24 protein-coding genes are annotated in these 21,673 nt (G+C 66.1%); 12 read left to right on the forward strand and 12 right to left on the reverse strand.

Annotated features, from left to right (window positions below; genetic code table 11):
- From H618_RS0117490 to H618_RS0117525, 8 genes are all read left to right on the forward strand, one after another.
- On the forward strand, positions 1-1,491 hold the full coding sequence (locus H618_RS0117490; RefSeq protein WP_028696295.1) for an aldehyde dehydrogenase family protein: 1,491 nt from the start codon (positions 1-3) through the stop codon (positions 1,489-1,491).
- A 43-nt stretch (positions 1,492-1,534) separates the two neighbouring features.
- The gene (locus H618_RS0117495) at positions 1,535-2,329 is read left to right on the forward strand and encodes an SDR family NAD(P)-dependent oxidoreductase (RefSeq protein WP_028696296.1); all 795 of its coding nucleotides are present in this window, start codon (positions 1,535-1,537) and stop codon (positions 2,327-2,329) included.
- Between the two features lie 10 nt (positions 2,330-2,339).
- On the forward strand, positions 2,340-3,380 hold the full coding sequence (locus tag H618_RS0117500; protein ID WP_028696297.1) for a VPS10 domain-containing protein: 1,041 nt from the start codon (positions 2,340-2,342) through the stop codon (positions 3,378-3,380).
- 10 nt (positions 3,381-3,390) lie between these two features.
- Positions 3,391-3,840: a VOC family protein gene (locus H618_RS0117505; protein WP_028696298.1), complete on the forward strand. Its 450-nt coding sequence runs from the start codon at positions 3,391-3,393 to the stop codon at positions 3,838-3,840.
- A 16-nt stretch (positions 3,841-3,856) separates the two neighbouring features.
- Positions 3,857-4,459 carry an amino acid synthesis family protein gene (locus H618_RS0117510; RefSeq protein WP_028696299.1) on the forward strand — a complete coding sequence of 201 codons (603 nt, stop codon included), beginning with the start codon at positions 3,857-3,859 and terminating at the stop codon, positions 4,457-4,459.
- A 27-nt stretch (positions 4,460-4,486) separates the two neighbouring features.
- Positions 4,487-5,326 (forward strand): alpha/beta fold hydrolase, encoded by an 840-nt coding sequence (locus tag H618_RS0117515; protein WP_028696300.1) that lies wholly within the window; start codon positions 4,487-4,489, stop codon positions 5,324-5,326.
- 72 nt (positions 5,327-5,398) lie between these two features.
- Positions 5,399-7,003, forward strand: coding sequence for a bifunctional 3-(3-hydroxy-phenyl)propionate/3-hydroxycinnamic acid hydroxylase (locus tag H618_RS0117520; RefSeq protein ID WP_028696301.1), 1,605 nt, complete (start codon positions 5,399-5,401; stop codon positions 7,001-7,003).
- On the forward strand, positions 7,000-7,779 hold the full coding sequence (locus tag H618_RS0117525; RefSeq protein WP_028696302.1) for a 2-keto-4-pentenoate hydratase: 780 nt from the start codon (positions 7,000-7,002) through the stop codon (positions 7,777-7,779). The genes H618_RS0117520 and H618_RS0117525 overlap by 4 nt, the downstream gene beginning before the upstream one ends.
- A 56-nt stretch (positions 7,780-7,835) precedes the next feature.
- On the opposite strand, the gene H618_RS0117530 is transcribed toward H618_RS0117525, so the two are convergent.
- From H618_RS0117530 to H618_RS0117585, 12 genes are read right to left on the reverse strand one after another with little or no spacing between them, the layout of a single operon-like run.
- Positions 7,836-8,654 carry a DUF4198 domain-containing protein gene (locus H618_RS0117530; RefSeq protein WP_028696303.1) on the reverse strand — a complete coding sequence of 273 codons (819 nt, stop codon included), beginning with the start codon at positions 8,652-8,654 and terminating at the stop codon, positions 7,836-7,838.
- An 8-nt stretch (positions 8,655-8,662) separates the two neighbouring features.
- The gene (locus H618_RS0117535) at positions 8,663-8,977 is read right to left on the reverse strand and encodes a hypothetical protein (RefSeq protein ID WP_028696304.1); all 315 of its coding nucleotides are present in this window, start codon (positions 8,975-8,977) and stop codon (positions 8,663-8,665) included.
- Positions 8,974-9,993, reverse strand: coding sequence for a metal ABC transporter solute-binding protein, Zn/Mn family (locus H618_RS21855; RefSeq protein ID WP_245586792.1), 1,020 nt, complete (start codon positions 9,991-9,993; stop codon positions 8,974-8,976). The genes H618_RS0117535 and H618_RS21855 overlap by 4 nt, the downstream gene beginning before the upstream one ends.
- Positions 9,990-10,895: a metal ABC transporter permease gene (locus H618_RS0117545; RefSeq protein ID WP_028696305.1), complete on the reverse strand. Its 906-nt coding sequence runs from the start codon at positions 10,893-10,895 to the stop codon at positions 9,990-9,992. The genes H618_RS21855 and H618_RS0117545 overlap by 4 nt, the downstream gene beginning before the upstream one ends.
- A complete protein-coding gene (locus tag H618_RS21860) occupies positions 10,892-11,587 on the reverse strand; it encodes a metal ABC transporter ATP-binding protein (RefSeq protein ID WP_050577343.1) in 696 nt (231 codons plus the stop codon). Before H618_RS21860 ends, H618_RS0117545 begins: the two co-directional genes overlap by 4 nt.
- Positions 11,584-12,516: a metal ABC transporter solute-binding protein, Zn/Mn family gene (locus H618_RS0117555; RefSeq protein WP_028696306.1), complete on the reverse strand. Its 933-nt coding sequence runs from the start codon at positions 12,514-12,516 to the stop codon at positions 11,584-11,586. Before H618_RS0117555 ends, H618_RS21860 begins: the two co-directional genes overlap by 4 nt.
- Entirely contained in the window at positions 12,513-13,217 is a 705-nt protein-coding gene (locus H618_RS0117560; protein ID WP_028696307.1) for a DUF6162 family protein, read from the reverse strand. Before H618_RS0117560 ends, H618_RS0117555 begins: the two co-directional genes overlap by 4 nt.
- Positions 13,217-13,705, reverse strand: a complete 489-nt coding sequence (locus tag H618_RS0117565) for a DUF6644 family protein (RefSeq protein ID WP_028696308.1) — start codon at positions 13,703-13,705, stop codon at positions 13,217-13,219. The genes H618_RS0117560 and H618_RS0117565 overlap by 1 nt, the downstream gene beginning before the upstream one ends.
- 34 nt (positions 13,706-13,739) lie before the next feature.
- Positions 13,740-14,228, reverse strand: coding sequence for a DUF6644 family protein (locus H618_RS0117570; RefSeq protein WP_028696309.1), 489 nt, complete (start codon positions 14,226-14,228; stop codon positions 13,740-13,742).
- Between the two features lie 26 nt (positions 14,229-14,254).
- Positions 14,255-15,760 (reverse strand): alpha/beta hydrolase domain-containing protein, encoded by a 1,506-nt coding sequence (locus tag H618_RS0117575; RefSeq protein ID WP_028696310.1) that lies wholly within the window; start codon positions 15,758-15,760, stop codon positions 14,255-14,257.
- A gap of 36 nt (positions 15,761-15,796) precedes the next feature.
- Positions 15,797-16,564, reverse strand: coding sequence for a hypothetical protein (locus tag H618_RS0117580; protein ID WP_028696311.1), 768 nt, complete (start codon positions 16,562-16,564; stop codon positions 15,797-15,799).
- A 49-nt stretch (positions 16,565-16,613) separates the two neighbouring features.
- Complete coding sequence (locus H618_RS0117585) at positions 16,614-16,997, reverse strand: DUF6152 family protein (RefSeq protein ID WP_028696312.1); 384 nt, start codon at positions 16,995-16,997, stop codon at positions 16,614-16,616.
- Between the two features lie 205 nt (positions 16,998-17,202).
- On the opposite strand from H618_RS0117585, the gene H618_RS0117590 reads away from it, so the two are divergent.
- The 4 genes from H618_RS0117590 (at position 17,203) to H618_RS0117600 (ending at position 21,648) form a co-directional block, all read left to right on the forward strand.
- Positions 17,203-18,540 (forward strand): alginate export family protein, encoded by a 1,338-nt coding sequence (locus H618_RS0117590; protein ID WP_028696313.1) that lies wholly within the window; start codon positions 17,203-17,205, stop codon positions 18,538-18,540.
- A gap of 108 nt (positions 18,541-18,648) precedes the next feature.
- Entirely contained in the window at positions 18,649-18,720 is a 72-nt protein-coding gene (pqqA, locus tag H618_RS22610; protein ID WP_009394664.1) for a pyrroloquinoline quinone precursor peptide PqqA, read from the forward strand.
- Positions 18,721-18,836: 116 nt separating this feature from the next.
- Positions 18,837-20,000 (forward strand): alcohol dehydrogenase-like regulatory protein ErcA, encoded by a 1,164-nt coding sequence (ercA, locus tag H618_RS0117595; RefSeq protein ID WP_028696314.1) that lies wholly within the window; start codon positions 18,837-18,839, stop codon positions 19,998-20,000.
- A complete protein-coding gene (locus H618_RS0117600) occupies positions 19,984-21,648 on the forward strand; it encodes a PAS domain-containing hybrid sensor histidine kinase/response regulator (protein WP_028696315.1) in 1,665 nt (554 codons plus the stop codon). The genes ercA and H618_RS0117600 overlap by 17 nt, the downstream gene beginning before the upstream one ends.
- Positions 21,649-21,673 lie beyond the last annotated feature (25 nt).

The raw sequence follows: 21,673 nt of genomic DNA on the forward strand, positions 1-21,673 counted from the left end.
ATGAGTGAGATCGCGCTACTGCCCGCTGTTGAAACCTTTCTCGCCAAGCCCCAGCGCCTGTTCATCGGCGGCAGCTGGCAGGAGGCTACCCATGGCCGGCGCTTTGCCGTGGAAAACCCGGCCACGGCCACCGTGTTCAATGAGGTCGCCGAGGGCGATGAAGCCGACGTCGATGCCGCCGTCGCCGCCGCCCGCGCCGCCTTCGAAGGGCCGTGGCGGCGCGAGTCGCCGGCGCGGCGCAGCGTGCTGCTGTACCGCCTGGCCGAGCTGATCGAGGCGCACAACGAAGAGCTGGCGCAGCTGATCACCCTGGAAAACGGCAAACCCATCGGCAATGCCCGGGGCGAAGCGGCCAGCGCCGCCAATATCGTTCGCTACTTCGCCGGCTGGCCGACCAAGATCGAAGGCAGCACCCTGCCGGTGTCGCCGGCAAGCGGCGCGCCGATGCTCAACTACACCCTGCGTGAGCCGGTGGGCGTGTGCGCGCTGATCGTGCCGTGGAACTTCCCGCTGAACATGTGCGTGTGGAAGCTCGGCCCGGTGCTGGCAACCGGCTGCACCGCCGTGCTCAAGCCTGCCGAGCAGACCCCACTGGTGGCCGTGCGCCTGGTGCAGTTGATCGAGCAGGCCGGCTTTCCGGCGGGCGTGGTCAACCTGGTCACCGGCCTTGGCCTGCGCACCGGCGCGCCGCTGGCGGCGCATGCCGATGTCGACAAGATCGCCTTCACCGGTTCCACCCAGGTCGGTCGGCTGATCGCCCAGGCCGCCACCGGCAACATGAAAAAAGTCTCGCTGGAACTGGGCGGCAAGTCGCCGAACATCATCCTGCCTGACGCCGACATCGTGCGGGCGGCCAAGGGCGCGGCTGACGGCATCTTCTACAACCAGGGCCAGGTGTGCACCGCCGCATCGCGGCTGTACGTGCACGAGTCGGTGCTCGACCAGGTACTTGAAGAGCTGCGTCGGCATGCCCGCAGCCACGTCATCGGCGCTGGCCTGAACAGCTCCACCACCCTCGGCCCGCTGGTTTCCGAACGGCAACTGGCGACGGTCAACGGCTACCTGGAGCGCGGCGTCGCCGAAGGCGCCGAGCTGATCGCCGGTGGCAAACGCCCTGAACACCTGGAACGTGGCCACTTCGTCGAGCCGACCGTGTTCCTCGACCGCGCCGAACGCGCCTGCGTGGCCCGTGAAGAAATCTTCGGCCCGGTGCTGACGGTGATGAGCTGGTCGGACGTCGACGAGCTCGCGGTGCGCGCCAACGACTCGCCCTATGGTCTTGCCGCCGGTCTGTGGACCCGCGACCTGCGCTCGGCGCACCGCCTGGCGGCGCAACTCAAGGCCGGTTCGGTGTGGATCAACTGTTGGAACGTGGTCGATCCGGCCTCGCCCTTCGGTGGCTACAAGCAGTCCGGCTGGGGCCGGGAAATGGGCAAGCATGTGATCGACGCCTACACCGAGACCAAAAGCGTCTACGTCGACCTGGCCTGATCACACGACAACCGCTGAGCAAACGACAACAAGAGGAACGATCATGGATCTGCAACTACAAGACCGCGTCGCCATCGTCACCGGCGGCGGCATGGGCATCGGCAAGGAAGTGGCACGCTTTCTGTCCCAGGAAGGCTGCAAGGTGGTGATCTGCGCCCGGCGCATGGAATACCTGCGCCCGGCTGCCGATGAAATCAGCAGCGAAACCGGCAATGAAGTGCTGCCGCTGTTCTGCGACACCAACGACATGACCGCGGTGGATGAGATGGTCAAACAGGCCCACGCCCATTTCGGTCGCATCGACATCCTGGTCAATGGCGCCGCTGCGCCGTCGGGCGTGGTGCGCAACGACATCGAGTTCGCCGGCGACGATGAACTGCTGGCCGACATGAACACCAAGGTGATCGGCTACTTCCGCTGCGCCAAGGCGGTGACCCCGCACATGAAGGCCCAGGGCTTTGGCCGCATCATCAATATCGGCGGCCTCACCGGACGCAGCAGCAAGGTGCTGTCGGGCATGCGCAACCTGGCCATCGCGCACATGACCAAGACCCTCTCCGACCAGCTCGGCCCGTCGGGCATCACCGTCAACCTGATTCACCCAGGCGTGGTCGACACCCCACACATCCACGAGCTGTACGAGCGCGAAGGGGTCAAGCAGAACAAGACCGCGCAGCAGGTCGAGCAGGCCTACATCGACGCAACGCCGATCCGCCGCACCTTGCAGCCGATCGAAATGGGCTGGCTGATCGGTTTCCTGGCTTCGCCCAAAGCCGGCGCCGTGACCGGCGAATCCATCGGCATCGACGGCGGCCTGACCCGCGGCATCTTCATCTGAGGAGGCACTCATGAGCACTGGAACCCTGTTGGTGGCCACCGTTGGCCAAGCCGTGATCCGCAGCGCCGACGATGGCAAGACCTGGCATCGCCTGGGCCTGGGCCAGGATCTGGAATTCGACGCCATCACCCGCTCGCTGAGCGTGGCGCCGTCTGCGCCGGAAGTGATCTACGCCGGCACCGATGTCGGCCTGTGCGTCAGCCATGACGTCGGCGGCAAATGGACCCGCGTCGATTCGCCATTCAACGGCGAAACCGTGTGGAAGGTGGCGGTCGATCCGCAAGACCCGCAGCGCATCTTCGTCGGCACCGGGGCGCCGTCACGCGCCGTGCTCTGGCGCACCACCGATGCCGGGGCCAACTGGTATCGCGTACCGGTGGAAATCCCCGAGTTCTGCGACGGTGTCAGCAAGCCGCGCCTGCTGGCCTTTGCCTACGACCCTACCGACCGCCAGCAGGTCTGGTTTGGTCTGGAAGAGGGCGGGCTGTTCCACAGCCGCGACGGCGGCGACACCTTCACCCGCATCGACGACCGCCTGCTGTGGGACTACAACTCCGACATCCACAACATCGTCGTGCTGCCTAACCATGGGCAGAAAGTCATCGTCGTGGTCTGCGTCAACGCGGTGTACCGCAGCCTCGATGAGGGCGCGACCTGGACCGGCATCATCGGCGCCGAAGCCTTCGGCCTGTACTACGTGCGCGTGCTCAACGCGCCGCAGGGCAGTGAAGACACCCTGTACCTGAGCATTTCCGACGGCACCCCCGGCACCACCAGCAAGGTGCTGGTGTCGCACGACGCCGCGCAAAGCTGGGAAGTGCTGCCGCTGTCGCAGCAGCCCAACTCCTGCGTGTGGGCGATTGCCTTCAACCCGGCCAACCCCAAACAGATGCTTGCCGGCACCAAGTACGGCCACCTGTTCACCTCGGAAAACGGCGGCTTGGGCTGGCAGAAGCAGTGGCGCGAGTTCAGCGAAATCGCCGACGTGCTGTGGACCCCGGCGGTGGCGCAGATCAAGGCCGGACACAAATCCGTCGTTACCCAAAAGTGAGGGCCAGGCCATGCAGATCGACATTTTGCGCACGCACATTTCACTGTTCGTGACCGACCCGGACGCCTCCGCGCTGTGGTACGCCGACGTGCTCGGCATGCACGAAAGCGCGCGCGGCGAGGCCTGGGTGATGATGGCCTTCGGCAGCAAGCACCATGACATCGCGCTGATCAAGGCCGAGCCCGGCGCCCATCAGGGCGGCCTGGGCCTGCAGCACTACGGGCTGGAGGTGGCCGGCGACATGACCACCCTGCGCGAGCTGTACGGCATGTTGCTGAGCAAGGGGGTGGAGATCGTCAAGATCACCGATCACGAGATCGGCAATGGCCTGTACTTCCATGACCCGGACGGCAACCGCCTGGAATTCTTCTTCGAAACCGAACACGACGACGCGGTGGCCAAAGCGCGCTTCAAGGCCGCCGGAGCGCCGAGCCGCAACTTCACCGTCGACCCACTCTGAGCAGGAGCCTGCAGACATGAAAGCCAAGAATTTCGCCGACTATCACATTCGCAAGTGGTACAGCTTCACCGAAGAAACCCTGGCCAATGAAAGCGGCCAACTGGCCGATGGCGAGCCGCTGTACAAGTACGTCATCGCTGCGGCGATCCATAACCCGTACGCCGGGCGCTTCAGCGAGAACCTCGATGAGCTGATCGCCGCTTCGCCGCAACTGGGCGAGGAATTCGGCCGGCGCATCCAGGAACTGGCCGCCGGGCGCACGGTGATCAGCTACGGCAAGGCCTGCCTGGTCGGTGCCAATGGCGAGTACGAGCACGGCAACGCCTTCCTCACCAACCCGGCCGCCGATCCGATCCGCGTGGCGCTGGGTGGTGGCAAGTCGTGGGTGCCCTCGACCGGCAAGCGCGGCGCACCGGGGGTGACCATCGACATTCCGCTGGCGCACAAGGATGCCCTGTACGTGCGCTCGCACTACGACACGGTGTCGGCCTCGTTCGGCGACGGTCCGGCGGCCGATGAAGTGATCATCATCTGGGCGTTCGCCACCCGTGGCCGACTGCACGCACGCCTGGGCGGCCTGAGCGCTGATGCGATCCAGGGCGACAACGGCCTGACCTGATCCACCGACTCGGCATGGAGTAGCGCAATGCCTGCCAAAAGCCTGTTCCTGCATAACCGCACGTTGCTCTCGCTGCATGTTCTGCAGTGGGGCCGTGCCGATGCCACCCCGGTGATCCTCCTGCACGGTCTGCGCGCCTATGCGCAGACCTGGGAGTCGCTGGCCCATGCGCTGGGCGATGACTATTGCGTCTACGCCCTCGACCAGCGCGGACGCGGCCTGAGCAGTTGGGCCGCAGCGCGCACCTATTGCACCGACTATTACGTGCAAGACCTCGAAGACCTGGTCGAGCACCTGCAACTCGAGCGCTTCCTGCTGGTGGGCCATTCGCTCGGCGGGGCCAACGCCCTGGAGTACGCACGGCGTCATCCCGGCAAGCTGCTCGGGCTGGTGATCGAGGACATCGGCCCCGGCTCCTCGAGCGTCGGCGACGGTGCCGCGCGCATTCGCCGCGAGATGCAGCAGACGCCCAACCTGTTCAGCGACTGGGCCAGTGCCGAGGCGTTCTGGCGCAGTTCGCGTCCGGGGCTGTCGGCCCAGGCGCTGGCCTCGCGCCTGGAACACTCGATGAAGCAAACGGCCGATGGCATCGCCTGGCGTCACGACCAACAGGGCATTGCCGAGGCGCGCCTGAGCATCACCCCGACCGACCTGTGGCCGGCGGTGCGCGCGCTGGACTGCCCGACGCTGTTCATTCGCGGCGGCCGCTCGGATTTCCTCCCGGCGGCGACCTTGGCCGAGATGCAGGCGGCCAACGCCTGCGTGCAGGCGGTCGAGATACCCGACGCCAGCCATTACGTGCACGATGACCAGAGCGCTGCGTTCAACGCGGCGGTCAGCGACTTTTTCAACCGGCTGCGTGCCTAGACGCTGGAGCGACCGTGCGTGCCAGCGCCTGACCAACCCCAACAGCAACGTATAAGAAACGGGTGAACGATCATGAAACGCGAGACGACTCAGGTAGTCATCGTCGGCGGTGGACCCAACGGCGTCACTGCGGCCCATTACATGGGCCAGAACGGCATCGACTGCGTGGTACTGGAACTGGCCGAAGGCATTCTGCCGTACCCGCGTGCGGTGGGCATGGACGATGAAGCCCTGCGCGTGCTGCAGGGCATCGGCTTGGCCGACATCGCCGTGCGCGACATGATCTGCGACGTGCCGCTGCGCTACTACAATGCCCGCGGCGTGTGTTTTGCCGAGGTCAAGCCGACGGTGGCCGAGTACGGCTGGCCGATGCGCAACATCTTCATGCAGCAACTGCTCGAAGGCACCCTGCGCGAAGAGCTGGTACGCCATCGCAGCGTCGAGCTGCGCCAGGGCCATGAAATGCTCGACCTGAACCAGGATGAGCAAGGCGTGACCTTGCAGGTCAAAGGCGCTGATGGCGAGCCCTACGAGCTGCGCGCGCAGTTCGTCATCGGTGCCGACGGTGGCCGCTCGTGCGTGCGCAAGAAGCTTGGCATCGAGCTGCTGGGCATGACCCATCCGCGCAAGTGGGTGGTGGTCGATGTCACCAACGATTCGCTCGACGCTCCCTACACCGCACTGCACGCCGACCCCGAGCGGCCGTTCGTGTGCATCTACCTGCCGTACCGCCAGCGGCGCTGGGAGTTCATGCTCAAGGAGGGCGAGGACGAGGCGAAGATGTGCGAAGAGGCGACCATTCGCGGGCTGATTCGCAACCATATCGGCGATGCCGTGGATGAGCTGGAAATCGTGCGCATCCGCGCCTACACGCACAACTCTCGGGTCGCCGCGCGCTTCGTCGAAGGCCGCGTGGCGTTGGTCGGCGATGCCGCGCACATCTCCCCGCCGTGGGCCGGGCAGGGGCTCAACTCCGGGTTGCGCGACGTCGCCAACCTGGCCTGGAAGCTGGTGGCCGTGCTGCAAGGCCGCGCTTCAGCGAAGATCATCGCCAGCTACGACACCGAGCGCCGTGGGCATGCCACCGACCTGATCGGCCTGGCCGACAACATGGGCGCGGTGCTCGGCCTGACCAACCCGCTGATGGCCGGGGTGCGCGACTGGCTGTTCCAGGCGGTGAACACCGTCGACAACCTGCGTTCGCACCTGCTGGAGTTCAAGTTCAAACCCAAGGCGACGATCATCAAGGGCCTGGTGTTCCACGAGCGCGAAGAGTTGCGCGAGGGCGACCTGGTCGGCCAGTTGTTCGTGCAGCCCAACGTCGAGGACTGCGAAGGTCAGCGCCGGCGCCTGGACGAGGTGATGGGCAGCTCGTACGCGGTGCTCGGCTACCGGGTCAACCCGGCGGCGCCGCTCAGCGAGGCGACCAAAGCCTACTGGGCCACCTGGAACACCCGCTTCATTCAGGTCAACCGCTCGCGCAGCGGCGGGCGCAACCAACCGCTGCGCGCCGACGGCGTGATTAGTGTGGAAGACGTCGATAACCGCCTGGGCAACTGGTTCTCCAAGGTCCGCGACTGCGTGGTCGTCGTGCGCCCCGACCGCTTCGTCGCCGCCATCACCACTCCCGAGCGGCTGGAAAGCGTGCTGGCCAAACTTCAGGGGCAACTGTCATGAGCTTGTTGGTGGATCTGCCGCAGCGCCTGTTGCGGGCCAGCGATCAGGCCCAAGCATTGCCGCCGAGCCAGGGCGAGGGGCTGAATGTCAGCGCAGGTTACGCCTTGCAACGCCAGGGTGTGCAACAGCGCGAGGCGCGCGGTGAGCGGGTCAGTGGCTGGAAGGTGGCGTTCGCCGGTGAGGCTGCACAGCGGCGCTTTGGCCTCAGCGAGCCGGTGTATGGCGCGTTGACCGATGCCATGCAGGTGGCGCCCGACGAGCCAGTGGCGCTGAGCCGGCTGATTCGGCCGAAGCTGGAAATCGAAGTGGCGCTGACCCTGGGCCGCGACCTTGCGCCAGGCTTTCATAGCGACGAAGCGCTGCTCGACGCCATCGCCGACATCGCCCCGGCCTTCGAGATTGCCGACTGCCGCTGGCAGGGCTGGTCGTTCGCAGCCGGTGCGTTCCTTGCCGATAACGCCGCGGCCGGCCTGTACTGCCTGGGCGAGGGCGTTCGCTACCAGCCCGAGCAGCACCGCCAGCTCGACTTTTGCCTGAGCCTCGATGGCCGGGTACTCGGTGAAGGCCGCAGTAGCCTGAGTGCAGACTCGCCGCACGAGAACCTCTGCTGGCTGATCCGCCGGGTGCTGGCTGACCGGCAGCACCTGCGTGCCGGGCAGGTGATCCTCTCGGGCGCGCTGTTGCCGCCGATCGATGTGCAGGCCGGTGAGTACCGTCTGGACATGCTCGGCACCCGCCTGGCCTTGCGCTTCACCACGGCCGACGCGGCTGTCTGAAACCGCTGTGCCCGAGACTGCGCCAGCCCTTGCGGCTGGCGCAGTCATTGCTGTGCTCACTGCATGTCGGTGGCCTGTACCCACAGCACCGCATCCTGGGACAGTGTCTTGCCCTGGTAGGTCTTCTTCGTGCCGATGTCCAGCGCCGCAATGCCCCACCAGCCGGCCCGCGGCAGGCCGATGGTGACGATGCCCAGGTCATCGGCGTAGGTGCTCTGCACATTGAACGAAGCCTGCGGCGCCTTGACTTGGGCCGTCTTGGCAAAGCCGTTGGCGGTGAACTCGACGGGGTGGTTCAGGTACTCGATTTCCACCTTGGCGAACGGCACCGGCTTACCGTCGGCCAGCACCCGGGCGCGGAAGACGCCGCCGGTCCAGTTGGCGTAGGGCTTGCTCAGCGGCTGGATTTCCACCGGCAGGTCCTGGGGTTCGGACCAGTTGCCCGGCACCCCGCCGACATTGATCACCAGCTTGGTGAACTGCTGGATGTACAGGCCTTCCTCGGCTTCAAGATACGGCTCGGGTTCGAGCACGAAGGTGTGATCGCCCAGGCTGCGCACCAGCTCGCGGGGCAGTGAGGCGCGGTAGGCCGTCGCCGCGTTGTCCGGGCTGTGCCATTGCACCGGACGCAGGTAGCTGCGCAGGTCGGTTTTCTCGCCGCGGGCGCTGATGTGGTTGAACGCCAGCGGGGTGCCCATGGCCATGGTCGGGCCGCCGCTGAACGGGTGGGTGAACACTGCCGCCAGTTCCAGCGGGTGCGCCCGTGGCAGGGCGGTGTCGTCGACGTACAGCACCTGGAAATGCGCCTGGGCGGCGCCGCTCAGGCTCAGGGCGGTGGCGACGGCCAGGGCTTGCAGGGGGCGTTGATAGGTCATGGGCGTGCTCATTGGGTGATGTCGAAGGACTGCAGCGTGGCGTCATGGCCGTCGCCGCCGAGGAAGGTCACGGCGTAGTCGCCGTTCGGCGCCTGGAAGCGGTAGCTGCCATCGGCCGCCACCGGACCTTCGAGCAGCACCTTGCCGCGGCTGTCGCGGACCTGGATGGTGCGCCCGGCGGCCGAGCTGCCGTCAGTGAAACCGGCTTCGCATTTCACCCCGCCGGCGTCCTCCAGGTAGCAGTCGAAGGCCGGGCCGTGGGCGAAGGCAGCCGGTGCCGAAAGCAGCGCGGCGGCCAGCAACAGGTGAGCGGTGGTGTTCATCGGGTGTGTGTCTCCAGGGTCGTGGTCGCCACTGCGCCGGGTGCGGTCGCCGGCTCGGGCTTGGCGTCGAAGGCCTTGAGCAAGGCCTCGAGATTGCTGCGCAGCAGGGCGTCGTAACGCACCGATGGGTCAGCCAGCAGGCCGGGGTTGCCGCTGTCGAGAATCACCAGGCGTGCACCGCCTGCGCTGATGGCGGCGGCAATGTCGTCAGCCGGAGGCCACTTGTGCACCACCACGCGAATGTCACGCTCACGCAGGTAGGCGCTCAGCGCGGCGCGGTCGGCGGCGCTCCAGTCCAGGTCCTGGCGGGCGAACACGCCCTCGACGTACACGCCGAATTCATCGAACAGGTAGCTGAACTCGGTGGCCAGCGACAGCACCCGCACATCGTTCAGCGCCAGCATGCGTGCGCCGTACTCGGCCTTGAGCTGGCGCAAGCTGCTTTCCAACTGGCTGAGGTTGACGGTGATGCGCGGCGCATCGGGCGGTGACAGCCGCGCCAGGTCGGCGGCGATCAGCGCGGCCATGCGCATGGCGTTGACCGGACCAAGCCAGACGAACGGCGACAGCGGCTGCTCGGCCGTGCTCGGCGCGGCCCAGGGCACGTCGTTGGCCGGCACGCGCACCACCGCCACAGCCGGCTTGTGTGCATCCCACGAGCGCGAGGCGTCGATCTCGACGGTGCGCAATTGCTGCCGGCGCGCTGCCGCGTACAGCGGGTCGGCTGGCCACAGGCGGCTCAAGGTGACCACCGCATCGGCGCGCTGCAACGGTGCCGGGTCCAGGCGCGGCAGGGCGCTGGCCAGGCTTTCCATCGGCACCGCCTGCTGCTGCGGCACGCGCACCACCTCGATCTGCGTGCCTTCACTGAGCTGCGCGGTCAGCGCATGCAGCGCGGGCAGGGCGACCAGCACCTGCTGACGCTTGCCCTCGGCCATGGCGGCCAGCGGCGTGCTCAACAGCACGGCCAGCAGCAGCGTGAAGAGTGTCTGGGATGGACGACGGGTTCGGCTCATGCGCTGGCTCCCCTGAAGCGCGGTGAGGTCGCGCGGATGACGGTGGTGGCGAGGAACACCAGCGCCGCGACCAGCACGATCGCGCCACCGGTGGGCACCGGGATGTGAAATTGCATGGGCAGCAGAATGCCGACCACGCACGAGAAGGTGGCGATCAGCACGGCCAGGCCGACCATCGCCGGCAGCGAGCGGGTGACGTTGCGCGCCGCTGCGGCAGGAATCAGCAGCAGCGCCTCGACCAGCACCGCGCCGATGATTTTCAGGCAGGCCACCGTGACCAGCGTCACCAGCACCACGAACAGGTACTCGACCGTGCGAATCGAAATACCGCGGGCATGCGCCAGGCTCGGGTTGAGGCTGGCCAGCAGCATGGCGTTGTACAGCGGCAGGCCGATCAGTGCGCAGGCGAGCATGACTGCCAGCAGCACGTTCATGTCGGTGTGGTCGACCGCCAGGATCGAGCCGAACAGCACGCTTTCCATCACATGGGTGTTGATCTTCGCCGAGACGAACAGCAGCAGCGAGGCGCCCACGGCCAGCGAAATCGACAGGAACACGCCGATCAGCGTGTCGTTGGCCAACTGCGTGCGCTGCTGGGTGTACTTCAGGGTCAGGGCGAACAACAGGCAGAAGCCGAACATCGACAGGTACGGCGAGGTGTACGACTCACCGACCAGTACGCCGATGGCAACCCCGGTCATCGCCGCGTTGCCGATCGACTGGCTGAAGAAGGCCATGCGCTTGATCATCACCATCGAGCCGAGCACCCCGAGCAGCGGGCCGATCAGCATCGCGCACAGCAGCGCGTTGATGACGAAGGTGTATTCGAAGGGCTGCGGCAGCACGCCGCTGGCGGCGAGCGCTTGCAGTTGTTCGCGGATGAAATCGTAGAACGCGTTCATCGGGCAGCTCCAGGCAGGTCGTCGAGCAGGCTGGCCGGGCCGTGGGCCAGCACGCGCTGGTTGATCAGCGTCACCGACTGGGCGATACGCCGAACCTGCTGCAGGTCGTGGTTGACCCACAGCACGGTGACGCCGCCGGCATGCAGCTCGCCGACCAGCGCCTCGAGCAGACGCACGCCGCCTTCGTCGATGCCGGCGCTGGGCTCATCGAGCAGCAACAGGCGCGGCGCCGGGCTCAGCGCCTGGGCCAGCAGCACGCGCTGGCGCTGACCGCCGGAGAGACTGCCGAACGCCTGTGCGCCCAGCTCGCCCACCCCGGTGCGTTGCAGCGCCTGCGCGTAGACCGCCCGTTGCCGCCGACCGGCGCCGAAGAAGGCCGGGCGGCGCTGGCCGAGCAGGGCCATGACGTCGTTCACCGTCATCGGCACGTTGCGGTCGAAGTCCAGCGATTGCGGCACGTAGCCCAGCGGTTTCGAGGCGCCTTCAACGTGGATGTGCCCGCTGTGCGGCATCTGCCCGAGCAGGCTGCGCAGCAGCGAGGTCTTGCCGCCGCCGTTGGGGCCGACCAGGCAATGCAGCGCGCCAGGTTCGATGCGAAAGCTCACCTGGTCGAGCACCGTCTGCCCGCCCAGGCGCAGCGATACGTCATCGAACACCACGGCCGGGCCGCGTACTGCGCTGGCCTGGCTCATGGTTGGGTGTACTCCACGGCGGCGGTCAGAGTTTCCAGGTTCTCGCGCATGGCGTTCTCGTATTCCTCGGCGCTGTAGGCCGAGCCTGTGATGTGCGACAGGGCGAAGACTTTCACCCCGGTGGCGTCCTCGATCGGTTTGGCCAGGTCGAGGGAGAAGTTCTTCTCGGCGAACAGCACGCGCACGTTGGCGTTCTTGATGGTGTCGAGGGTGTTGGCCAGTTGCCGGGCGGTCGGCGCCACGCCGTGGCGCGGTTCGATCACCGCAGTGACGAACAGGCCGAACTCCTGCAACAGGTAGTCGTAGCCGGCGTGGGTGGTGGCGCAGCGAAACTGCGTCAGGTCGAGCGCGGCGAAGCGGCTCATGTACTGCGCCCGCATGGCGCGGATACGCCCGGCGTAGGCCAGCGCATTGTGCCGGTAGACGCTGGCGTTGCGCGGGTCCAGCTCGCTCAGGCGCCGGGTGATCTCGAACACCTGCTGGATCGCTGCGGTGGTGGAGACGAAGGTGTGCGGGTTGACCACCTTGAGCCCGTCCTGGTCGCCGCCAATGGGGATCAGCGCCACGGCGGCATTGGCCTGGATCAGCGGCAGGGTGTCCTGACGGCCGGCGGCCTTGACGATTTCTCGCGCCCATTCATCGTGGCCGATGCCGTTGACCACTAGGGCGTCGAGCTTCATCGCCCGGGTGATGTCGTCGGGCTGCGGCTGGTAGTTGTGCGGGTTGGCCTCGGCCGGAATCAGCGGCACCACGTCGGCGCGGTCGCCGACGATGTTGGCCACGAAGCTGTAGTAGGGGTGCAGCGTGACACCGATCTGCAACCGCTTGCCGGCGCCGGGGTCATCTGCGGCCAGGGCGATCAGCGGCAGCAGCATCAGCAGCGCCAGCCAGCGGTACAGGCGTGCGCGGTAGAGGGCTTGGGCATTCATGGCGGGGTTCCTTGTACGCGTTCAAGTTCACGGCTGCCGTCGTAGGGAATGACCTGACGCCAGCCTTCGCCGACCAGTGACTCGGCCTTGACGATGGCCGGGTAGGGCGCATTGGGGTTGGAATGAATCCAGATCGTTGCCTGGTTGGCCCACATCACCCCGGCATGGGCATGGCCGATGACCAGCAGGTAGGCGCTTTGTCCTGGCGCATGGCCGCCGCTGCCGTAGTACACGGTGGCGCCCTGGCCCTGGGTGGCCTGGGACACCTCGCTGGTGGGCGCGGCGTCTGCGGCGTGGCTGGCCTCGGGGTTCTGGTGGCCCAGGTGGGTGCCTGGCAAGACCAGTTGCCAGTGCACCTCGCCGTTGCTGCGCCAGAAGCCGTCGCGGTAGAACGGCGGCAGCAGCATCTTCTGGGCGCGCTCCAGGCTGATCCACTCGCCGGTGTCGTCGTTGTTCCAGATGATCTCTTCGCCAGCCGGCAGTAGCGCGCTGTGAATCGCCTGATCGACCGGCCCCAGGCCGTCGAAGGAACGCACCTGCCAGCTCAGCGGCGTTGGCGGGCCGCCGCGCTCGGGCCGCCACGCCAGGTAGCCGGCGACGCTGAGCAGCACCGCCAGGGTGACCATCAGCAGCATCAGCGTTTCGCCACGCCCCGAACGGGGTCGGATACGGGTGAGGGTGGGCGGGTTGGGCGTGTTCATCAGACGAAGGCAATCCAGCGCCCGAGGAAGATCACCCCGGCCCACAGCGCCATCGAGCCGAACCCGGCCAGACGCGCCGGGCGTGGCGGCGGCAGGGTGGTGTCCCACTCGCTGATGCGGCGGAACGCGCCAAGGTGAAACACCGCCATGTTCAGCCCGGCCAGTGCCAGCAGCGCCAGCTTGCCGAGGAACATCGGGTTCTGTGCGTAGGTGCTGGCGTTGGCGATGAACATCAGCGAGCCGGTGAGCACACAGGCCACGAACGCTACCCAGGTGAAGGGCAGCAGTTCGGCGATCAGGCGCTGCGCACTGCGCCGATGCGCGGCCAGGCCCAGCAGGCGCAGGTCGACCACGGTGATGGTGCCGAACACCAGGGCGATACCGATCACATGCACCGACTCCAGGGCCGGGAAGGCGTTGGCCGACTCGCGAATGGTGGTGGCGAGTGCGGTGGACTCGAGGCTTTGCAGCAAGGCTTGAAGGTCCATGGAAAGTACCCGGTTGAGGTCAGAGTGAAGGTGCTCAGATCGCGTAGGCGATCCAGCGGCCGCAGAAGATCACCACGCACCACAGGCCCATCGACAGCCAGGCCAGCGGCGCCAGGCCGGGGCGCTCGATGTCGTTGCCAGGCCCCTGGCGGCTGCGCAGAAAGGGCCGGCGCACTTGCCAGGCGAGCATGAAGGCCACCACTACCAGAGCCATCTTCAGCCAGAACACGCTGTTGACCAGAACCCGGTCCGGCTCGCCGATGGCCATCACCAGCCCGCTTGCCAGCAGCACCAGCAGCGCGCCGCGCATCCACGGGTAATAGCGGCGAATCACCTGGGCGGTGGGCAGGTCGCGGGCGAACAGGCCGGCCAGGCGCAGGTCGGAAAGCACCGCGCTGGCGAAGATCACGGCGATGGCGATGATGTGCAGGCTCTGTACGCTGGGCACCACCCAGAGCAGGTCACGGATGGCACTGCTCACGGGCGTGGCGTACAGCCAGTCGACGATCGGTAGGGATGACATGGGGCGTTCTCTCGCAGCGAACGGGGTTAGAAATCCTCGGGTGCCGCGATCGGGCGCAGGCCCGCGGCATCTTCGGGCAGCAGGTAGCCTTGCTCGACCGAGGCGCGTTTGGCGTCGTCGAAGGCCTGTTGGTACTGGCTGAAGCTGCCGTAGCGCTGGCGCAGTCGCTGCGCCGAGTAGGGCACCTTGGTGTCGTAGATCAGCCCGCAGCCGCTTTCCTGGTCGGTCAGGTAGGTGGCGCTGGGCACCTGCACCCAGGGCGGGCGTACACCGCCTTGCATATTGCCGGTGGCCGCATCGCGCACCACCGTCTTGCCCTCGCGCAGTACCCGTGGCGCCTTGGGCATCGGCGTGCCCTCGCGAACCCAGCGGTCCATGCCGTCGAGCAGCGCTGCGACCACCAGTTGCACCGGCTCGTCAGACAGCGTGCGGCATTGCGGGTCGTCGCCCTTGCCGATGTCGGCGGCCACCTGTTCGGTGTGCTCGGTGCCCAGGTCGGCCAGGCGCAGGTGCGGCATGCCGGTCACCTCGAAGTAGCGCAGCTTGGGTTGGTCGCTGTCGGCGGGCAGGGCGATGCCTTCGAGTACGTCGTGCATCAGTTCCGACTGGCTGTAGACGGTGACGAAGGGCACGTCATCCGGCATCTGTCGCGGCACCCGAAGCACCTCGCCGCCGACTTCGCCGTAGGCCATGCGCCCGGTCATGTAGGCGTCGATCAGCGGCCTGCCGTCGGGCATGCGCCACTGTTGGTGACGGCCCTGGTCGAGGTAGTCCATCCACACCTGCGCGGTGACGGCCCAACTGTCGACATACACCCGCTCGACCTTGAGTCCGGCCAGCGGGCCGTGGGCCTCGTTGCTCTTGAGCAGCAGCGCCAACTGCGCGCCGATGCCCTGGGATTGCGGCGCGAAGGGGTCGGGGCCATCGCCACGCTGGAACCGCTGCGGGTCGTAGTAGCTGGCAAGCGGCGCATAACGGGCGTAGTCGAAGCGGCGCATGAAGTCGAAGTTGACGATGCGCCCGTACTGGGCGATCTGCGCGGCGGTGTCTTCGGGCGTGGCGGCGATGAACTTGGGGTCGACCTCGGGCTTGTTGATGTTCAGGGTGTAGCCGACATAGGCATAGCCGCGGCGCAGCAGGTAATCACGGGTCAGAATCCAGCCGGCAGCGCGCTCACCGAACCAGCTGAACGGCTCGATCACCACGGTGCCGTTGAAGCGTGCCGGATCGGCCGGTTTGCGCACCAGTATCCGCGTGGTGTACGGCGCTTGGAGCAGAACCTTGCCGGCGGCGGTGATGGCCGGGGCGGTGCCTTGCAGGTAGTACTCTTCTTCGACGTAGCCGTAGTGCGCAAGATCGCTGTACTCGGTGCCCTGGCGCTTGGCCGACGACAGCGGCAACTGGCCTGATGGCGGCACCGCGCTGACGCTGGGCATGCGCGGGACTTCAGCGAAGGCAGGGCTGCTCAGCAGCAGCGCGAGCAGGGCGCCAGGCAACAGGCGAGTGCGGGCACAGGGCATCAGGGGTGGCATCGGCAACCTCCTTGAATGGGTCGGTGGGCGGTAGCGTCAGTCGCGCTTGAGGTGGGTCTTGCCGTCGCTGTCGACTTCCAGCTGGTTGTTCTCGCAGACGTATTCGTGAATGCGGTAGTCCGAGCGCTTGTAGTCGAAGGTGAAGCGATAAGGCCCGGTGAGCACCTGCGGGTCGTCGATCTGCACCCGGTTCTCCAGCAGGTCGGGGCTTTTCAGGCGCAGGCGCTCGGTGATGGTCATCTCGCTGCCGTGGGGCACGTCGTAGAACATCACATCGTCGGTGCGCACGCCGCGGGTCTGCACCACCAGGGTGTCGCCTTCCCAGTGACCGCGCGAATAACCCTGGTAGCTGGGGTCCAGATCCTTGAGCGGCGGCATCGGCTCGTTGAGGACGATGCGCCGCACCTGCTGCAGGTATTCGCCAAGCACGATCACTTGCTTGTCGTCGTGAATGATCTCGATGGGAAACAGCGCCGCCATCATCACCGGCATGCCTTCGGGCAGGCAGCGCGAGCTGGTGGTGACCAGCGGTGTGCCGGCTTGGTTGGCGGCAGCCTGGCGCTTTTTCAGCTCGGCGTATTCACGGGCATAGGCCGGCTTGAGCGGCATCGGGCCGCCGGGGTGTACCGGGTCGTCCGGGTCCTCGCCGAACCAGTCGTCCGGGGTGCGCTCCCAGGTGCCGCTGATGTCGGCGCGCGGGCTTGCTTTTGCCGCGTCGGGCGCTGCACCGCTGAGGGTGCTCAGGGTGCTGAGGATCAGGCCCAGGGCCGTGCAGGCCAGGGCGTTGCGGTGGGTCGATTTCATTGCCAGCGTCTCCAGCCAGGGGAATGTTCACGCGCAGGAAGGGGCGGCCTCAGCCACCGCCAGACAGCGTCACCTCAGCGGTCTTGATCTCTACCAGCAGCCCGCCGGGGTCACCGTTCTTCAGCGGCTTGAAGGTCAGCTCGGCGGCATCGCCTGCCTTGATCGAGCCGGCTTTCCAGCCGGCGCGGCTCATGGCGTTGACGCTGCCGGTCTCGATTTTCAGCTGCTGTTCGGGCGGGCCAGGCACATCGAAATAGATCGAGATATGCGGGTTGCTCCACACGAAGCGGGCGACCACGCCTTTGACGGTGATGGTCTTGGTCTGGTCGAAAATGGCGAAGGAGTGGTGCGCCGTGGCAACGGCGGGCAGCGCGATGCAGGTGACCAGGGCCAGCAAGCCCAGGCCCTTGCGCAGGGATGACATCGGTTTCATGGCGAGCGCCTCGGTTCTTATACGTTCTTATGCGCCCAGCCTACGACCAGCCCGGCACCTGGCCGTATCCGAAAACGGCAACTGCTGCCGATGGGCATGGCGCTGGCCTAGCAAGGCCTGCATGTGCTGATTTGGGTTAACGCTCGCCCGCGCCAGGTCGAACACTCAGCGCTCGCCTCACAACAATAAGAACAGGAGAGACGTCATGCGCATTTCCCGCCGTCCGTCGTTATTGCCGTTGCTCGCACTCTGTGCGCTGACGCCGCCGACCCAGGCGTACGAGCTGTACAACGAAAACGACGGCGCCACGGTGCTCAACGCAGAACTCGGCGCAGGCTTTGGCTGGTACAGCGCCTCGCGCAATTACCGCGGCGACCCGGAGCACTATCCGGGGCGCATGCACTGGCAGGAGGGTTATGCCAAGTACGGCCTGACCGGCAGCACCGACAAGCTCGGGGCGGGCTCGGTGTATGGCGGGGTGAGCATGCTCAGCTCGGGCACCTGGGGCGACGGTGATATCGGCGCAATCACCGCCGGCACCGAGCGCACCAGCGCCCTGGAAGATGCCTTTCTGGGCTGGCGTTCTGGGGATGCGATTGCCTGGCTCGGGCAGGACGGTGTGGACTTCTCCTTTGGCCGGCAACTGGTCACGGTGGACGGCTTTCTGATCACAGACGATGGCTTCAACACCGGCAAGGCCTTCAGCCCGATTCCGGGTGTCAGCGACGGGCGCTTCGACCGCGGCGGCGCGTTCTACCTCGGCCAGCGCCTGGCCTTTGGCAATACGGCGGTGCTCAAGCTTGGCGGCACTGAAGGCTTGCATGGCAGTTTGATCTGGCTGAAGTCGGACAACCCCGGGCAGTCGAAGACCGAGATGGCCGTGGCCACGGTCGACTACAGCACACCGATCGGCTCGCTCGGCTCGACCTACGTGCGCGGGCTGGATGTCGACCAACGCTACGTGTTCGGCGACCGCGGCGAGCGCAAGGGCATGAACATCTACAGCATTCGCGGGCAGGGTAACGCCGGCATCGACAACGCCGATTTCGCCTTCGAAGTGGCGCGCCAGGAGAAACGCTCCGGCTCGCAGCGCGGCATGTTCTTCGATGCCGGCTACACCTTCGTCGATGCGCCCTGGCAACCCACCGTGAGCTACCGCTACTCGCGCTATTCCGAAGGTTGGGACTTCTTTTTCCAGGGCGGCTACCGCGGCCGTTACCAGGGCGAGGTGGCGGTCAACTATGGCGGTTCGGTGACGGCCAACATGGAAATCAACGACGTGCTGCTGCAACTCAAACCCACCGAGCGCCTGACCCTCAACGCCATGGCTTTCGATTTCAAGCAGATGTCACGCCGTGATGAGCTGGACTTCAGCGCCCGCGAGATCGACCTGTTCCTCGACTGGCAAGTGACCGACCACGTCACCCTGTCGCCGCTGGTGGGCTTCTACAAGCCCGACAAATGGCAGGGCAACGGCGGTGTGCAGAGCGGTAGCGCCGATACCAACGTGTACTTGCAGTTCATCGTCTGGTTGTCGTTCTGAGCCAAGCACGAACGCTACAGCAGTGCCAAAGTAGCAAAGCCAGACGTGCATCGAGGGTGTATCACTGCTGGTACCGCAGTGTCGCGGTACCAGCCAGAGGATCGAACCATGTGGAAAAAACCGGCATTCACCGATTTGCGTATCGGCTTTGAAGTGACCATGTACTTCGCCAACCGTTGAACGCGGCGTGTGGGCGAGCCGGTGAAAGGTTCGCCCCCGCTAAGGTCTGATTGCAAAGCGCCGCAGATGAATTAGGCTCACGCTCACAAGGACAGAACAACAATAAAAGGCGTTTCATGAGCGCGAATCTGAGTCAGCTGCGCAAGTTCGTTTCACCGGAAATCATCTTTGGCGCCGGCTGCCGGCACCATGTCGCCAACTATGCCCGCACCTTCGGCGCGCGCAAGGTGTTGCTGGTCAGCGACCCTGGCGTGACGGCTGCCGGTTGGGTGGCGGATGTCGAACGCAGCCTGCAGGGCCAAGGCATCGACTACTGCCTGTACAGCGATGTCTCGCCCAACCCGCGCATCGAGGAAGTCATGGCCGGGGCCGAGCGCTATCGCAGCGAGCAGTGCGATGTCATCGTCGCGGTCGGCGGCGGCAGCCCCATGGACTGCGCCAAGGGCATCGGCATCGTGGTCGCCCATGGCCGGCACATTCTCGAGTTCGAAGGCGTCGACACCATTCGCGTGCCGAGCCCACCGCTGATCCTGATTCCCACCACCGCCGGTACCTCGGCCGACGTCTCGCAGTTCGTCATCCTCTCCAATCAACAGGAGCGCATGAAGTTTTCCATTGTCAGCAAGGCCGTGGTGCCTGATGTCTCGCTGATCGACCCGGAAACCACCTTGAGCATGGACCCGTTCCTCTCGGCCTGTACCGGCATCGATGCCCTGGTGCATGCCATCGAGGCGTTCGTGTCCACCGGCCACGGGCCGCTGACTGACCCCCATGCCCTTGAAGCCATGCGCCTGATCAACGGCAACCTGGTGGAAATGATCGCCAACCCGGCTGACATTGGCCTGCGCGAGAAAGTCATGCTGGGCAGCATGCAGGCCGGCTTGGCCTTTTCCAATGCCATCCTTGGCGCGGTGCACGCCATGTCCCATAGCCTGGGTGGTTTTCTCGACTTGCCCCACGGCCTGTGCAACGCGGTGCTGGTCGAGCACGTGGTGGCCTTCAACTACAGCGCCGCGCCTGATCGCTTCAAGCTGATCGCCCAGACCCTGGGCATCGATTGCCGCGGCCTGACCCACAACCAGGTGCGCCAGCGCCTGGTCGAACACCTGATCGCCTTGAAGCGCGCCGTGGGTTTCCACGAAACCCTGGGCCTGCATGGGGTGGGCAGCAGCGATATTCCGTTCTTGTCGCGCCATGCCATGGGCGATCCGTGCATCCTCACCAATCCGCGCAGCTCGAGTCTGCGTGATGTCGAGGTGGTCTATGGCGAGGCCCTCTGAGCCCAGCGCCGATGCCTTGGCTGGGTTGCTCGGGCTGTCCAACCACACCGTGCGCAAGAGTCATTACCCCGAGCTCGCGGTGCGCCTGGAGGAGCTCGAGGCCGAACGCAATCGCTACAAATGGCTGTTCGAACACGCGGTGCATGGCATTTTCCAGGCCAGCGTCGCCGAAGGCATGCGCGCTGCCAATCCGGCCTTGGCGCGCATGCTGGGCTACGCCGATCCGCTGGCGGTGATGTTTTCCCGTACCGAGCTTGCCGGCCGGCTGTTCGAAGGTGGCTCCAGCGAACTGCTGGCCATCGTCGAGGTGTTGCAGCGAGAGCAAGCCTTGCTCGGCTATGAAACGCGCCTGCGCCGACGCGATGGCAGTTGCCTGGATGTGTTGATGAACCTGTTGATGCGCCCGGACGAACCGGGTGTGGTCGAGGGCTTTGTCGCCGACATCACCGAGCGCAAGCAGGCCCAGTCGCGCCTGGAGCAGCTCAATGACCAGCTGGAGCAGCGCGTGGCCGAGCGCACCAACGAGCTGATCGAGGCGCGCGATGCCGCGCAGGCGGCCAATCTGAGCAAGGACAAATACCTGGCCGCTGCCAGCCATGACCTGCTGCAACCGCTCAATGCCGCGCGCTTGTTGATTTCGACCTTGCGTGAGCGGCCGTTGGCAACGGCCGAGCAACTGTTGGTGGAGCGTGCTCACCAGGCCCTTGAGGGGGCCGAAGACCTGCTGACCGACCTGCTGGATATTTCTCGCCTGGATCAGGCCAACATCACCCCCGACCTCGACCTGTATCGGCTCGATGAGGTGCTGCTGCCGCTGGCGTCCGAGTTCCAGCCGGTGGCCGAAGCGGCCGGGTTGGGCCTGCGGGTCAGGGGCGGAACTGCGGTGCTGCACACCGATCTGCGCCTGCTGACACGGATTCTGCGCAATTTTCTCAGCAACGCCTGCCGCTATACCGAGCGCGGCGGCGTGCTGCTGGGCTGGCGCCGCCGCGGTGCGCACTTGCGTATCGAGGTCTGGGACAGCGGCCGGGGCATTGCCCGCAACCGCTTGCAGGCGATCTTCCTTGAGTTCAACCAGCTGGATGTCGGGCGCGCGGCAGATCGCAAAGGGGTAGGGCTGGGCCTGGCCATCGTCGAGCGCATCGCGCGTATCCTGCGTTGCCCGGTGACGGTGCGCTCGTGGCCAGGGCACGGCTCGGTGTTCGCCATAGACATTGCGCTGTCCAGCGAGTCACCGGCGCCACGTTTGAACCTGCTGCCGGCGCCGCTGCTGGGTGATCCGCTGCCGGGGAGGCGCCTGCTGGTACTGGACAACGAACTGAGCATTCGCCTGAGCATGGCCACGTTGCTCGCGCAGTGGGGCTGCCAGGTGCTGACCGCCACCGACCTCGAGGAAGCGCTCGAGGTGCTCGAAGGCCGGGCGCCGGAACTGGTGCTCGCCGATTACCATCTCGACCTCGGGCGCACGGGCTGTGACGTGGTGCGTGAACTGCGCGGCCATTTCGCCTGTCATATCCCCGCCGTGATGATTACCGCCGATCGCAGCGAACAGAGCCAACGCGCGATTCAGGCGCTTGAGGCACCGTTGCTCAACAAACCGGTCAAGCCCGGCAAGTTGCGCGCCGTGCTCAGTCAGCTACTGAGTTGAACTCGCGGACCGCTCGGCCGCTGTC

Source organism: Pseudomonas cremoricolorata DSM 17059 = NBRC 16634 (genome assembly GCF_000425745.1).
GTDB lineage: Bacteria > Pseudomonadota > Gammaproteobacteria > Pseudomonadales > Pseudomonadaceae > Aquipseudomonas > Aquipseudomonas cremoricolorata.

Excerpts from the sequence above, each read along its gene's own strand:
- H618_RS0117490 (WP_028696295.1), top strand. The coding sequence starts at position 1 with ATGAGTGAGATCGCGCTACTGCCCGCTGTTGAAACCTTTCTCGCCAAG.
- H618_RS0117495 (WP_028696296.1), top strand. The coding sequence starts at position 1,535 with ATGGATCTGCAACTACAAGACCGCGTCGCCATCGTCACCGGCGGCGGC.
- H618_RS0117500 (WP_028696297.1), top strand. The coding sequence starts at position 2,340 with ATGAGCACTGGAACCCTGTTGGTGGCCACCGTTGGCCAAGCCGTGATC.
- H618_RS0117505 (WP_028696298.1), top strand. The coding sequence starts at position 3,391 with ATGCAGATCGACATTTTGCGCACGCACATTTCACTGTTCGTGACCGAC.
- H618_RS0117510 (WP_028696299.1), top strand. The coding sequence starts at position 3,857 with ATGAAAGCCAAGAATTTCGCCGACTATCACATTCGCAAGTGGTACAGC.
- H618_RS0117515 (WP_028696300.1), top strand. The coding sequence starts at position 4,487 with ATGCCTGCCAAAAGCCTGTTCCTGCATAACCGCACGTTGCTCTCGCTG.
- H618_RS0117520 (WP_028696301.1), top strand. The coding sequence starts at position 5,399 with ATGAAACGCGAGACGACTCAGGTAGTCATCGTCGGCGGTGGACCCAAC.
- H618_RS0117525 (WP_028696302.1), top strand. The coding sequence starts at position 7,000 with ATGAGCTTGTTGGTGGATCTGCCGCAGCGCCTGTTGCGGGCCAGCGAT.
- H618_RS0117530 (WP_028696303.1), bottom strand. The coding sequence starts at position 8,654 with ATGACCTATCAACGCCCCCTGCAAGCCCTGGCCGTCGCCACCGCCCTG.
- H618_RS0117535 (WP_028696304.1), bottom strand. The coding sequence starts at position 8,977 with ATGAACACCACCGCTCACCTGTTGCTGGCCGCCGCGCTGCTTTCGGCA.
- H618_RS21855 (WP_245586792.1), bottom strand. The coding sequence starts at position 9,993 with ATGAGCCGAACCCGTCGTCCATCCCAGACACTCTTCACGCTGCTGCTG.
- H618_RS0117545 (WP_028696305.1), bottom strand. The coding sequence starts at position 10,895 with ATGAACGCGTTCTACGATTTCATCCGCGAACAACTGCAAGCGCTCGCC.
- H618_RS21860 (WP_050577343.1), bottom strand. The coding sequence starts at position 11,587 with ATGAGCCAGGCCAGCGCAGTACGCGGCCCGGCCGTGGTGTTCGATGAC.
- H618_RS0117555 (WP_028696306.1), bottom strand. The coding sequence starts at position 12,516 with ATGAATGCCCAAGCCCTCTACCGCGCACGCCTGTACCGCTGGCTGGCG.
- H618_RS0117560 (WP_028696307.1), bottom strand. The coding sequence starts at position 13,217 with ATGAACACGCCCAACCCGCCCACCCTCACCCGTATCCGACCCCGTTCG.
- H618_RS0117565 (WP_028696308.1), bottom strand. The coding sequence starts at position 13,705 with ATGGACCTTCAAGCCTTGCTGCAAAGCCTCGAGTCCACCGCACTCGCC.
- H618_RS0117570 (WP_028696309.1), bottom strand. The coding sequence starts at position 14,228 with ATGTCATCCCTACCGATCGTCGACTGGCTGTACGCCACGCCCGTGAGC.
- H618_RS0117575 (WP_028696310.1), bottom strand. The coding sequence starts at position 15,760 with ATGCCACCCCTGATGCCCTGTGCCCGCACTCGCCTGTTGCCTGGCGCC.
- H618_RS0117580 (WP_028696311.1), bottom strand. The coding sequence starts at position 16,564 with ATGAAATCGACCCACCGCAACGCCCTGGCCTGCACGGCCCTGGGCCTG.
- H618_RS0117585 (WP_028696312.1), bottom strand. The coding sequence starts at position 16,997 with ATGAAACCGATGTCATCCCTGCGCAAGGGCCTGGGCTTGCTGGCCCTG.
- H618_RS0117590 (WP_028696313.1), top strand. The coding sequence starts at position 17,203 with ATGCGCATTTCCCGCCGTCCGTCGTTATTGCCGTTGCTCGCACTCTGT.
- ercA (WP_028696314.1), top strand. The coding sequence starts at position 18,837 with ATGAGCGCGAATCTGAGTCAGCTGCGCAAGTTCGTTTCACCGGAAATC.
- H618_RS0117600 (WP_028696315.1), top strand. The coding sequence starts at position 19,984 with ATGGCGAGGCCCTCTGAGCCCAGCGCCGATGCCTTGGCTGGGTTGCTC.